6 protein-coding genes are annotated in these 13,303 nt (G+C 65.9%); 2 read left to right on the top strand and 4 right to left on the bottom strand.

Features of this window, described 5'->3' with window-relative positions; translation table 11 throughout:
* Nucleotides 1–75: 75 nt before the first annotated feature.
* Nucleotides 76–2,541 (bottom strand): GH92 family glycosyl hydrolase, encoded by a 2,466-nt coding sequence (locus ACYKG1_RS09480; protein WP_100472130.1) that lies wholly within the window; start codon nucleotides 2,539–2,541, stop codon nucleotides 76–78.
* 1,051 nt (nucleotides 2,542–3,592) lie between these two features.
* Between ACYKG1_RS09480 and ACYKG1_RS09475 the strand changes: the two genes are divergently transcribed.
* Entirely contained in the window at nucleotides 3,593–6,667 is a 3,075-nt protein-coding gene (locus tag ACYKG1_RS09475; protein WP_478472513.1) for a TonB-dependent receptor, read from the top strand.
* 191 nt (nucleotides 6,668–6,858) lie between these two features.
* The gene (locus ACYKG1_RS09470; RefSeq protein ID WP_008267227.1) at nucleotides 6,859–7,053 is read left to right on the top strand and encodes a heavy-metal-associated domain-containing protein; all 195 of its coding nucleotides are present in this window, start codon (nucleotides 6,859–6,861) and stop codon (nucleotides 7,051–7,053) included.
* Nucleotides 7,054–7,134: 81 nt separating this feature from the next.
* On the opposite strand, the gene cueR is transcribed toward ACYKG1_RS09470, so the two are convergent.
* The 3 genes from cueR to ACYKG1_RS09455 all read right to left on the bottom strand — a co-directional run bounded on the left by cueR (nucleotide 7,135) and on the right by ACYKG1_RS09455 (nucleotide 13,221).
* A complete protein-coding gene (gene cueR / locus ACYKG1_RS09465; protein WP_478472511.1) occupies nucleotides 7,135–7,590 on the bottom strand; it encodes a Cu(I)-responsive transcriptional regulator in 456 nt (151 codons plus the stop codon).
* An 11-nt stretch (nucleotides 7,591–7,601) separates the two neighbouring features.
* On the bottom strand, nucleotides 7,602–10,103 hold the full coding sequence (locus tag ACYKG1_RS09460) for a heavy metal translocating P-type ATPase (RefSeq protein ID WP_478472510.1): 2,502 nt from the start codon (nucleotides 10,101–10,103) through the stop codon (nucleotides 7,602–7,604).
* A 160-nt stretch (nucleotides 10,104–10,263) separates the two neighbouring features.
* The gene (locus ACYKG1_RS09455) at nucleotides 10,264–13,221 is read right to left on the bottom strand and encodes a TonB-dependent receptor plug domain-containing protein (RefSeq protein WP_478472508.1); all 2,958 of its coding nucleotides are present in this window, start codon (nucleotides 13,219–13,221) and stop codon (nucleotides 10,264–10,266) included.
* Between the last annotated feature and the right edge of the window lie 82 nt (nucleotides 13,222–13,303).

Below are 13,303 nucleotides of genomic sequence, written 5' to 3'. Positions count from 1 at the left end.
AGGCTCAAGCCTAATGGATCAGGGCCGTGTCGTGCCGTGCCGTTCGCTGGGTCACCGCGAACGGCACAGTCCGGCTCAGCGCAGCTGGCTGCCCGGTGCCGCGCACCAGGACACCGGCAGGTCCTTCACCGCCGTGCCCCAGCCCTGCTCCGGCGCCTTCGCGTCGAGCGCGAACTGCAGGCGCGGACCCTGCTGCAGCTGGCTCCAGTCCAGCCACACCGGCGCATGCGCCTGGCCATCGACCTTCACGCCCTGCACGTACTGCAGGCGTCGGCCATCGGCACCCGGCGCGTCGATGCGCAGCGTGCGGCCATTGCCCAGGTCCACTTCCACCTTGCTGAAGCGCGGCGTGTGCAGCAGGAACTGGCCGCTGCCGGGCACCGCCGGGTACACGCCGATAGCGCTGAACAGGTACCAGGCCGACATCGTGCCGAGGTCGTCGTTGCCGGTCACGCCGTTGGGCGCATTGGTGAACAACTGCTGCGCGGCACGCACCACCGCTGCGGTCTTCCACGGCTGGCCGATCAGCGTGTACAGCCACGGCGAGTGCAGGTCCGGTTCGTTGTTCGGGTTGTAGCGGAACTGGTTGTAGTAGCTGTACGGCCCGACCACCCACGCCTTGCGGGCGGCATTGAGCGGATCGGCCTGCAGCGCGTCCATCGCGAAGAACGCATCAAGGCGGCGGCCGGCCTGTTCGCGGCCATCCATCGCTTCGACCAGGCCCGGCACGTCCTGCTGCGCCAGCCACTGGTACTGCCACGCCGTACCTTCATGGAAACCATGGTGCGAGCGCGGGCTGTAGTGGCCATCGGCCGGCGTGTACCACTGGCCGTCCTCGGTACGCGGGCGCGGGAAACCGGTGAAGCCGGTCTCGGCGTCACGCACCTGCGGGTCCCACACCTTGCGCCAGTTGCGGCCGCGCTCACGCAACGTCGCCGCGTCCTGCGCATGGCCCAGGCCATCGGCCATCTGCGAAAGCGCACAGTCGGCCAGCGCGTACTCCAAGGTGGCCGAACCGCCGTGGTGCGGATCGACGTCCATGCCCTTGGACGGGAACGCGCGGTCGTAGACCACATAGCCCTTGTCCAGGTAGGTCGGGTTGCCGGAACGGCCCGCCATGCGCGAGTTCAGCGGCGGCGTGCCGAACGCATTGCGGCGCAGCGCATCCCATGCCTGCGATTCACGGCCCTTGAGCGCGCCGAAGCGCCACAGGTCGACCATGAACGGCGTGACCGGATCGCCGGTCATGATGTTGGTCTCGAAGTTGGCATAGCCCCAGCGCGGCAACCAGCCGCCCTGCTCGTCGATCGCCAGCAGGGTACGGCCAATATCGCGCGCCACGTCCGGGCGGGTCAGTGCCAACCACTGGTTCTGCGCACGGTAGGTATCCCACAGCGAGAAGTACTCGTAATAGGTCCAGCCATCGGCGCGGTGGATGCCATCGTCATAGCCGCGATAGCGGCCGTCGGCATCGTTGCCGGTCATCGGCTGCAGCAGCGCGTGGTACGCCGCGCTGTAGAACACGGTGCGGTCATCAGACGTACCGCCCTGCACACGCACCCGGCCCAGCTGCTCGCGCCAGGACTGCTGCGACAGCGCACGCATGCGGTCGAAACCGAGCAGCGCCCCGCCCTGCATGCCTTCCGCGCGCAGGTTGGTGCGCGCGCCTTCGGCATCCACGTGCGAGATCGCGCTGACCGCCGTCACCGACTGGCCGTTGGCCAGGTCGAAGCTGAGCCAGGCACCGTTCGGCTTCTGTTCGCCTTCCATGCTGTGGCGCGCGCCCGGCAGGCCACCGCCCTCGCCCCAGGTGCCATGCGCCTTGAACGGACGGTCGAACTCGATGCGGAACCAGGTGGTGTACTGATGGCCACCACAGAAACTCTTGGTGACCAGCTTGCCTTCGACCACCCGGTCGCCCACCACATCGACCACGCTGCCGATCACCGAATGGCGCTCGTTGGCCTGGCCGACATTGACCAGCACGTGGCCATCGCCACTGCGCTGGCTGAAGGTGTAGCGTTCAGCGGCGGCCCGGGTGCGCGCGGTGGCCTCGGCATCAATGCCGCCGTAGCTGGTCAGGCGCACTTTGTAGTAGCCGGCCTGGCCGACCTCACCGTCGTGGGTATAGGACGCCGCGTAGGCCTTGTGATCGAACTGCTTGGCGTTGCTGGTATCGAAATCGCCGCCCGGACCGATCGAGCCCGTGACCGGCAGCACCGACACCTGGCCGCCCTGCTCCCAGCAGCCGGCGCCGGAGATGAAGGAGTGGCCGAAGCCACGGATCTTCTCGTCGTCATAGCGCCAGCCCGAATAGTGGCTGCCGATCGGGCTGACCTGGATCAGGCCGAACGGTGCCGACGCGCCCGGGAACGTATTGCCGTCGTCCTTGCTGCCGATGAAGGTGTTGACCTCGCGCTCCAGCGCAGCCGGCGCGGCCTGCAGCAGCATCGGCGACGCCGACAGTGCGAGCAGGCAGGCCAGGCGCGCCAGCGGGCGCGAAGACAATGGGACGGCGGGAGCGGACGGCACTGGACGCATGTCGGGTTCCTGTAGTCGATGACACGAAGGCAGGCGGCCGGGGCCATCCGGCACCGTTCCGCTGAGCTCTGCCTCAACTGGCAGACAGCTCCCCCTGGAATGACGCCCGAGCCACGAGACCGTGAATTTAGATCGATTCAAGTAGAGCATGCAGGTTCAGCCGAATGCATTCTGCGGCGCAGCATGAGAGGGGGGGTTCGGCAGGGCTGCGCCCTGCACCTGCTGCAAGCCAAGGCAACAGCCGGAGCAACAGCTGACTATCCGTGGATAGGCGGGATGGGTCCGGTTGCGGGGGACGCCGTAAACCCGTCCCTGGGGGCTTGGCCGCGGCATCCATGCCGCGGACACTCCCGCAACCGGACCCATCCCGCCTTCGACACATTTCCGCGATCTGTAGATCCACGCCATGCGTGGATGAATCTCTGTCAGAAAACGAAATCAATCGGGGTCAGATCCGTTTTCCAACGGAAAACGGATCTGGACCCATGACCCCACGTGATTCCAGGCCCCATCCAACCGTCACCAGGAAACTGTCGGGGGTGGGGCGGTGTGGGCTGGCAGGACCGTTGGCGCCATGGATGGCGCCATCGAGCCCCCATGGACGGGTTTACGGCGTGTCCTGCCAGCCCACACCGCCCCGCCAAACCAGCAGAAAACCAGAGCCGCTTTGGCTTTGGCTTTGGCTCCGGCTTTGGCCGTTGCTCTGGCTCACAGCAGGTGCAGGGCGCAGCCCTGCCGGCCCACCCTCCCCTGCGCACGAAAACGATTTCACTGATTTCAGCAAACCGTCATCCCTTCGCCACGCCAGTACCATATTGCGGAGCAGCATGCGCCCGCGGGCGACCCATGCTAAAAATCGCCCGCCCATCGCTTAGATCGATCCAAGACGACGCTGCGATGGCCGGGAGTTGGGGGAGCAGCAACAGGACGTACCAGGCCACGCGCGCGGTGCTACTGCCACTGCATGGCGACAGCGACAAAGTCACTTCAAATTAGATCGATTCAAGTTGTCCGTGCCACGTCACCGGATCAATCCAGGAGAGAGGGAGAGATGGGAATGAAGCATTCAACACGTACGCATGGCCAGGACGCATTGTCGCTGGCCATCGCGCTGGCATTGGCCGCCGCCGTCATACCGGCTGGCGCCGCCGCGCAGCAGGCCACGTCCACCGGCGCGCAGGATGCCACCACCCTGGACAGCGTCCAGGTCACCGGCTACCGCTACGCCATTGAAAAGAGCCTTGAGCAGAAGCGCGATGCCAACGCAGTGGTCGAAGTGATCACCGCCGAAGACGTCGGCAAGTTCCCCGACAAGAACGTCGCCGACGCGCTGCAGCGCGTGCCCGGCGTGGTCATCACCCGCAGCGGTGGTGAGGGCAAGAGTGTCAGCGTGCGCGGCCTTGCGCCGGACCTGACCCTGACCCAGTTGAACGGCAACTTCGTCGCGTCCTCGGAGACCAACAACGAAGCGACCCGTTCCTTCAACTACATCCTGCTGCCGTCGAACATGCTGTCCAGCGCCGAGCTGTTCAAGTCGCCGGAAGCGCGCATCGACGAAGGCGGCATCGGCGGCACGGTCATCCTGCATACCCGCCGCCCGCTCGACATGGAATCCAACTCCGGCTACGTGAACCTGGAGGGCACCACCTCCGACACCAGCCACGATGTCGATCCGCAGGTGTCGGCGCTGTACTCATGGCACAGCAAGGATGAGCGCTTCGGCGTGCTGGTCGGCGTGACCCAGCAGAACCGCACCACCCGCACCATGGAAGCCAGCACCGAGGACTACCAGTGGTACGGCAACGGCACCACGGCCCGTGATGCCAACGGCAATCTGCTCGAACAGGATGGCATCCACTACTGGTGGGGCCAGTCCGGCTTCAACAACCAGGCCGGCAAGAACTACAGCGAGTTCTTCATGCCGACCTCGGTGAACTTCGCAGTGAAGGAAGAGAAGCGCGAGCGCAAGGGCGGGCAGCTGACCTTCCAGTTCAAGCCAGTCGACAACGTCACGATGACGGCCAACTACTTCCGCTTCGAACTGCAGGGCGACTACACGCAGAACATGCTGAAGGTGCCGGAGTGGAACCTGGCCCGATACAACCAGGACGGCAACTGGGCCGGCGGCCGCCTCCTCAACGGCCTGGACTTCGACCCGAGTGGCAGCATCGTTACTGGCGCGCAGTACCAGAAGCTGGCCGGAAAGACCTACTACTGCAGCGAGGAAGAAGCGGCCGCCGCCGGCCTCAAGCCGGGCGGCTGGGGCCCGGACGACTGCACCATCCCCACCCCCCAGCTGACTGGCGGATACAGCAAGGAGAAGGCGCTTTCGCAGACCGCCGACCTGACCATTGACTGGGACATCAGCCCGTTGTGGAAGGCCTCGTTCACCGGTGGCCGTACCTGGTCCGAAGGTGGCCCGTCGATGAACTTCCGCATGTCGGCCAAGCCGCGCCGCAAGGTCGGCAACCAGTGGCAGTCCGGCAACCAGTACACCGCGTGGGACCTGACCGGCACGCCGTCGGTGCAGTTCTCGCCGGACCTGCAGCAGCAGTTGATGGCCGGCGTCGCGGAAGTCGATACCGGCTCGACCGACTCGTCGTGGATGCAGACGGAGGTCAAGCAGAACTACTTCCAGGCAGACGTCACCAAGCTGTTCGAGGCCGGCTGGCTGGATTCGATCCAGTTCGGCGCCAAGTACCGCGATGGCAAGGTCCACCGCAATACCGGCAATACCTACTGGGTATGCCCGGGCCTGGACCCGTCCGACTATGACAACAATCGCTACCAGGCCGGTTGCGATCCGACTGCAGGCGATGCGCAGCCGGGCTTCTTCCTGTCCAACCCGATCAGCAACATCACCGGTGCGTTCAACGCCAACGTGTTCCCGGGCATCAACTACCCGGCCTACATCGATTACCTGAACAAGACTTACGGCGGCTCGCACAACCGTACCGAGGAAGACTTCGTCTACGACGTCAACGAGAAGATCTACTCCGGTTACTTCCAGGCCAACTTCCGCACCGAGCGCGTGCGCGGCAACATCGGCGTGCGCGTGGTGCGCACCAAGCAGTTCGCCCAGTCCAGCGATTCGGTCGAGCGCTTCAACGACTACTTCGTCGACAACGCCAGCGGCGCACCGATGAGCTGCGATGATCCGGCCGCCGATCCGAACCTGCGCTGCCAGGGTGGCTTCGTCCGCCTCCCTGACCCGCAGGTGCGCGACAAGGTGTACGCGCTGTCGTCGCTGGAAAAGACCTATACCGACGTGCTGCCCAGCTTCAACATCGCCTGGGACATCACCGACAACCTGGTGCTGCGCGGCGCGGCATCGAAGGTGGTCGCGCGCCCGAGCTACACCAGCATCGCCTACCCCGGCGGCCTGCGTTACATCAGCGAGGAGTACGCCAATGATCGCCGTGTCACCGGCGGTACCGACACGCCCGGCTGGTACGGCTCGGGCAGCAACAAGGCGCTGGAGCCGTTCAAGGCGGTCCAGTTCGACCTTGGCCTGGAGTGGTACTTCAAGCCGGGCGCGGTCGCAGGTGTTTCGCTGTTCCGCAAGAACGTGGACAACTTCACCGTGCCGGTGGTGCGCGACCAGCAGATGAATGTCGGTGGTCAGTCGGTGACCGTGCAGAAGTACGAGACCCAGGCCAACGGCCGCGATGGCGTGTCCCAGGGCGTGGAGCTGTATGGCCAGTACACGTTCGACTTCGGCCTGGGTGTGCAGGCCAACTACACCTACAACGACACCAACCTGGCCTCGATCGTGCTGGACGGCGAGGAAATCGGCTCATCGCCGCTGGTCGGCAGTGCCAAGAACCAGGCCAACGTGACCGTGTTCTACGAGAACGACAAGTTCCTGGCACGTGCTTCGTACAACCGGCGTGGCGAAGTGGTCGGCGGCCTGAACAATGGCATGACCACCTACACCAAGCCCTACAGCCAGCTTGACCTGAACGTGGCCTACAACCTCACCCCGGACTGGACGGTGACGGCTGCCGTGCTGAACGCCACCAAGTCCGAGCTGCGCAGCTACATCGGCAACGACAGCCAGGCCCGCCTGCTGTCCAACCTGTACGCCGGCCGCCAGCTGTATTTCGGCGTGAACTGGAAGTTCTGAGGCGACGCCGGGCACGCCCGGCGCCAGCCACGCCCCGCCCTGGCGGGGGCGTTCCTCCACGGCAGCCACGCTGGTACAGGTGGCTGCCGTTTTTTGTCGGCGCCTTGCCTGTCGTTCAGCCCGGCGCTTGACCCTGCCATCGTTGGAAGGTGCACACTGATTCCACCCCAAGAGCACCGAAGGAGCTACAGATGGAATTCCATGTCGATGGCATGACCTGCGGCGGCTGCGCACGCAGCGTGACCCGCGCGATCCAGCAGATCGATCCGAACGCGAGCGTGGTGGCCGACCCGCCGACCGGCCTGGTCAAGGTGCAGACCACCGCGTCACAGGAACAGGTGTTCGCCGCGGTGAACGATGCCGGTTTCCCGCCGCGCACCGCCTGATCCTCCTGCCCGCGCCCACGACCAAGGCCCGCCCGATGCAATCGTATCGGGCGGGCTTTTTCATGTGCATCTCCCGCCGGTTCAATACTTGTGCGCGCGCCGCCGCACCGCACCGGACTTCGCGGTAGCGGGCGGCACCGGGGCCGCATCGTCTTCGCCCAGCCGCTGCAGGATCGGGCACTCCGGGCGCTCATCGCCCGCGCAGCAGCTGATCAGCGATTTCAACGTGTCGGCCATCTGCCGCATGTGCTCGATGCGCTGTTCCAGATCGGCGATGTGCTGTTCGGCCAGGTGCTTGACATCGGCGCTGTGCCGCGAGGTGTCGTTCCAGAGGCCCAGCAGATCGGTGATCTCGGCGACCTGGAAGCCGAGATCGCGTGCGCGGCGGATGAAGCGCAGGCGGTGGATGTCCGCCTGCGAGTACGCCCGGTAGCCCGACTCGGTGCGATCAGCCGCAGGAATCAAGCCGATCTGTTCGTAGTAGCGGATCATCTTCGCCGACACGCTCGAGGCCTTGGCGGCTTCACCGATATTCATGCGGTTCTCCTTCAATGGGTCGCGGCGGTGGCATCCGCCATCGGCGGCTGGAAGCGGCGCAGGCGCAGCGCGTTGCCCAGTACGAACACGCTGGACAGCGCCATCGCACCGGCCGCGAACACCGGCGACAGCAGCACGCCCCAGACCGGGTACAGCACGCCGGCCGCTACCGGAATCAACGCGGTGTTGTAGGCGAACGCCCAGAACAGGTTCTGCCGGATGTTGCCCAGCGTTGCTTTCGACAGTGCAATGGCATTCGGCACACCCTGCAGGTTGCCCGACATCAACACCACATCGGCCGACTCCACCGCGATATCGGTGCCGGTGCCGATGGCCAGGCCGACATCGGCCTCGGCCAGCGCCGGCGCATCGTTGATGCCGTCGCCAACAAAGGCAACGTGGCCATGGGTGGCCTTCAGGCGGCGCACGGCCTCGACCTTGCCCTCCGGCAGCACTTCGGCCACCACTTCATCGATACCCAGCTGGCGCGCGATCGCCCGCGCGGTACCGGCGTTGTCACCGGTGATCATCGCCACCTTCAGGCCCAGCTGATGCAGTGCGGCGATCGCCGCCGGCGTGCTCGGCTTGATCGGATCGGATACCGCGATGATCGCGGCCAGGCGTCCATCGATGGCCGCGTACATCGGCGACTTGCCCTGCGTGCCAAGTTCCGCCGCCAATGCTGCGAATGCAGTGATGTTCACGCCCAGGTCGCGCATGAAGCGATCGGCACCGACCTCCACGCGTGCACCCTCGACACTGGCGCGCACACCCATGCCGGTGACGGAGTCGAAGTCGACCATGGCCGGCAATGCGATGCCATGCTCCGTTGCGGCATCAACAATCGCGCGGGCGATGGGATGCTCCGAGCGCGATTCCACCGCGGCAACTGCCGCCAGCACCGTGTTGCGATCGAAGCCGTCCGTGATCTCAAAGTCGGTCAGGCGCGGGCGGCCTTCGGTCAGCGTGCCGGTCTTGTCCACCGCCACCACCTGCGCGTCCTTCAGCAGCTGCAGTGCCTCGCCCTTCCGGAACAGCACGCCCATTTCGGCGCCACGCCCGGTACCGACCATGATCGAGGTCGGCGTGGCCAGGCCCATCGCGCACGGGCAGGCAATGATCAGCACCGCCACCGCATTGACCAGCGCAAAGCTCAACGCCGGCGAGGGCCCGAAGATCAGCCAGACGGCGAAGGTCGCCAGCGCGGCCAGCATCACCGCCGGCACGAACCACAGCGTGACCTTGTCGACCACGGCCTGGATCGGCAGCTTCGAGCCCTGCGCCTGTTCGACCATGCGGATGATCTGCGCCAGCATGGTCTGCGCCCCCACCGCCGTCGCGCGCACCGTCAGTGCGCCCTTCTGGTTGACGGTGCCGCCGACCACGCCGCTGCCCGGCTGCTTCTCAACCGGGATCGGCTCGCCGCTGATCATCGACTCGTCGATGTAGCTGCGGCCGTCGACCACCTCGCCATCGACCGGCACGCGCTCGCCCGGGCGCACTTCCACCACATCGCCGCTCAGCACCTCGTTGACCGGGATCTCGATCGTGCGACCGTCACGGATCACATGCGCGACCTTGGCCTGCAGGTTGACCAGGCGCTTGATCGCCTCTGATGTACGGCCCTTGGCGCGCGCTTCAAGGAAGCGACCCAGCAGGATCAGCGCGACGATCACCGCCGCCGCTTCGTAGTAGACGTTCACCGTGCCCGGCGGCAACAGCCGCGGTGCAAAGGTCGCTACCACCGAATAGCCGAACGCTGCGGCGGTGCCCACCGCCACCAGTGAATTCATGTCCGGCGCAAGCCGCAGCAGCGCCGGGAACCCCTTCTGGTAGAAACGGCGCCCCGGGATGGCCAGCACCAGGGCGGTCAGCACGAACTGCAGGTACCAGCTGGCCTGCATGCCGATGGTGGACATCACCCATTCGTGCATGCCGGGGATCAGGTGCGAGCCCATCTCCAGCACGAACACCGGCAGTGCCAGCGCGGTGGCCACGATCAGGTCGCGCTTCAGCCCGGCGCGCTCGGCATCCTTTTTTTCCGCAGCCTCGTCATCGGACTGTACGCCGGCTTCGATCACGCGTGCGTCATAGCCGGCCTTGTCGATGGCGGCGGCCAGCGCTGCAACATCCGCCATGCCACGCACCGTGGCGCGTTCAGTGGCCAGGTTCACGCTGGCCTGGCTGACGCCTGGCACGGCCAGCAGCGCGCGCTCGACGCGGCCGACGCAGGAGGCGCAGGTCATGCCCTCGACCGACAACTCGGTGGTGCCGGCGGGCACGTCATAGCCCACCCGCTCCACCGCCTGGATCAGCGCGGCGCGATCGACCGGACCCGACGGACGGATGTCCGCCCGCTCTGTGGCCAGGTTCACCGAGACACTGCCCACGCCTTCGACCTTGGACAGTGCCGCTTCGACCCTGCCCACACAGCTGGCGCAGGTCATGCCCTCGATGGGCAGGCTGATGGCGGAGGGACGGGCGGGGATTGCAGTGGCGCGGGGCGTGCTCATGATCGGATTCCCGGGATTCCTTCTGGATGCGGACAGGCTAAACCTTGCCATCGTGGGAAGGTCAAATCCAGCCTGTCCGCATGCCTGAAGGGGTCACCGCCCCGGGTGTTCAGTTTCCGCATCCACGCATGGCGTGGATCTTCCGACGAAGATGGGCCCGTCAGAAGGTGAACACATACTCCAGCGCGAATTCCCGGCCGACCGCACCGAGCAACCGGGTCGGGGCGAAATCGTAGTCCAGCTTGTACGGGTCCTTGTGGTTCCAGCTGGCCGAATTGAATACGTTGTTGACGTAGACATTGACCTTGGCGTGCTCGGTCACCTGGTAGCCCACGTTGAAGTTCCAGGTGATGAACGGCCCGACCCGCCCGTAGTAACGCGCCGTCTGCTGGCCGGCGTTGGGATTCGGATTCGGCGAGCCGTCCGGGCGCGTCGCCGGCTCAAGGCAGTTCAGCGACGGGCTGTCACTGGGCACGTAGCCATCGGCGAACGGCAGGCAGCCGCCGGGGTTGTCCAGGCGGTCGGTACCCCAGTGGTAGCGCACGCCCGGCACCGAACCGATGCGATCGGCATAGACGTTGGCATTCCAGTTGCCACGCTGCCAGGCCAGGCTCGCACGCAGCTTGCTGCGCAGGTCGCGATCGCGGCGTTCCGGGTTCGGATCGTTGGCGTAACGCTGTTCCTTGGTCGAGATCTGGTTGGTGTAGTTCACCCCCAGTTGGAAGCTGCCCCACTGCGCGGTCTCCAGGCGATAGCGCGCGGTCAGGTCGATGCCGCGCACCTCGCGGCTGGCCAGGTTGAACGGGCCGCGCTCGATCGATACCAGGCGACCGTTGCTGTCACGGTTCACGCGGGCCAGGATGCCGGCGCAGTACTCGCCACCGGCCGGGTTGGCCCATGGCGTACCGTCCATGTTCCTGCCGGTCAGGCAGCCCGCTTCGCTGGCCAGCACCTCGTCGGCGCCGACGTCGACGATCATGTCTTCCAGTTTGATCGCCCAGTAGTCCGCGCTGACCGACAGGTTGGGCATCACGTCCCAGACGAAGCCGACCGTCCACGAATCGCCGGTCTCCGAGCGCAGCAGTGGCGTGCCACGCCGGTTCACGTCGAACGTGTACCAGACGTCGGTGTTGCCCACGCCACAGTTGTTGACCAGGTAGGCGCCGCTCTGGATGCAGCGCAGGCGGTCATAGGTCTGCACTTCCGAACTGCTCGGTTGGCCCAGCAGGTAGTGCATGTCCGGCGCATGGAAGCTGGTGGCATAGGAGCCACGTACCAGCAGCGATTCCACCGGGCGCCACTCCAGGCCGACATTCCAGGTGGTTTCCTTCTGGCTGCCGATGTCCAGCGCTTCGCTGCTGTCGTCGGCCTTGTAGTTGCCATAGCGGTCATAGCGCGCGGCCGCAGTGGCGGTCACGCTCTCCAGCAGCGGGATCTTGAACTCGACGCCGGCCGAATAGCGGGTGCGCTCGCCGCCACCGCGGTCGACGTTCTGCAGGTCGAAGTCGATGCCCGCACGCGGGTCGGGGCTGAGATGATAGCCCTGCTGCGCGACCTCGGCCACGGCGGCGAACGAGATCGGGCCGGCCCAGCCCTGGAACAGCTCGCCGGTGATATCCGCCGAAGCCTGGTTGACCCATGAGGACGCACGGTTCTTCGCCACCGTGCCCATCTGCCAGTACTGGTCCGGCGTCAGCGGGTTCCACCAGCGCGATTCGTTCAGTGCGTAGATCGCCTCGCCGTCGGCGGTAGTGCCCAGTCGTGGGCCGAGGAAGTAGTCATACGACTTCTGCTTGTCGACCACGTTCTGCCGTTCTTCCACGCGGTAGTAGGAACGGCCCACCGTAGCGCTCCAGTCGAAGCGGTCGGCCAGGCGGCCACGCAGGCCCGCACTCCAGTCCCAGGACAGTTCGCGGTTGGTGTTACGCAGCGTATCCAGGCCGCCCACCTCGTTTGGAGTGAACTGGCGCACGCCGAGGATCGGGCGGTCGCGGTTGGCATCCCAGTAATAGCCGTTGACATCGTCGATCAGCGACACGCTGGGCGGATTGGTGCCCCAGATGGCTTCGGAGCGGTACACCGCCAGGTTGGTCCAGGCCTGCAGGTCGTTGCTGAAATCGAAGGTGGCATACAGGTTGCCGGACACGTTCTCGGCACCACCGGTGAGCAGCCAGTTGGCGTAGTCGGCGCTCATGCCGCACAGGCGGCCAGTGCTGGTGATGGTGTTGGCGGCGTAGTTGTAGACCAGTCGATCGGCGGTGTAGTACTCGCCATCGAACTTCTCGCAGGTGCCGGTGGGCGGCGCCAGGCGCTGGCCGGTGGTCGGGTCGATCAGCGCCAGGCCGGACGTCGGGCGGAATCCGACCTTGCGCTGTTCCATGTTCCACGACGGGTACGGCGCGTCGTCGGCATCGTCCATCTGCGGGCGATCACGCCCGAACAGCGGATCGCGCTTGGTGTACTGCAGCGCATAGGTCACGCTCCAGTTGTCGCCGGTCTTGCCGCCGGCCCAGGACAGGTCCCAGGTATCACGGCCGCCTTCGGTGGACGTGCCGCCGCGCACGCGCACTTCGTCGCCGTCGTAGTTGGTCTTCAGGATGACGTTGACCACGCCGGCGATCGCATCCGAGCCATAGATGGCCGAGGCGCCACCGGTCAGTACTTCGATGCGCTCGACTGCGGCAGCGGGAATGTTGCCGTAGTTGGAGAAGTTGGTTTCGCCGCCGTAGGGCAGCGGATAGTCGGCCACACGGCGGCCGTTGACCAGCAGCAGCGAGCGGTTCGGGCCCATCCCGCGCAGGTTCAGGCCGCTGGCATTGGGCGTGTGCGAGCCCCACTGCGAGGCGGCTTCAACAGTGCCGGTGGCCTCGGTGAGGGTCTTCAGCGCGTCGTACACGCTGACAAAGCCTTCCTTCTGGATCTGCGCGGCGGTGATCACGTTGACCGGCGCCGGGCCTTCGACGCTGGCGCGCTTGATGCGCGAGCCGGTGACGGTGACCGCGTCGAGATCCTTGGTGGACGAACTGGCGGTCTCCTGCGCACTGGCGGCCAGGGGCAACAGGGCCAGGACCAGGGCCTGGGACAGCAGGTGACGACGCTTGCGGACGATCTGAGCCATGGGTGGTTGCTCTTCGAAAGTGTGGACGCACGGACGGATGGTGGCGCGGCTCTACGGCTGATCAGGGCACCTGGAGCGGTTC

The sequence above is a fragment of the Stenotrophomonas sp. 85239_Sma genome, assembly GCF_056481725.1.
The sequence above is the reverse complement of the archived record's forward strand: the minus strand, read 5'-3'. Positions and strand labels throughout refer to the sequence as shown.

Excerpts from the sequence above, each read along its gene's own strand:
- ACYKG1_RS09480 (WP_100472130.1), bottom strand. The coding sequence starts at position 2,541 with ATGCGTCCAGTGCCGTCCGCTCCCGCCGTCCCATTGTCTTCGCGCCCG.
- ACYKG1_RS09475 (WP_478472513.1), top strand. The coding sequence starts at position 3,593 with ATGGGAATGAAGCATTCAACACGTACGCATGGCCAGGACGCATTGTCG.
- ACYKG1_RS09470 (WP_008267227.1), top strand. The coding sequence starts at position 6,859 with ATGGAATTCCATGTCGATGGCATGACCTGCGGCGGCTGCGCACGCAGC.
- cueR (WP_478472511.1), bottom strand. The coding sequence starts at position 7,590 with ATGAATATCGGTGAAGCCGCCAAGGCCTCGAGCGTGTCGGCGAAGATG.
- ACYKG1_RS09460 (WP_478472510.1), bottom strand. The coding sequence starts at position 10,103 with ATGAGCACGCCCCGCGCCACTGCAATCCCCGCCCGTCCCTCCGCCATC.
- ACYKG1_RS09455 (WP_478472508.1), bottom strand. The coding sequence starts at position 13,221 with ATGGCTCAGATCGTCCGCAAGCGTCGTCACCTGCTGTCCCAGGCCCTG.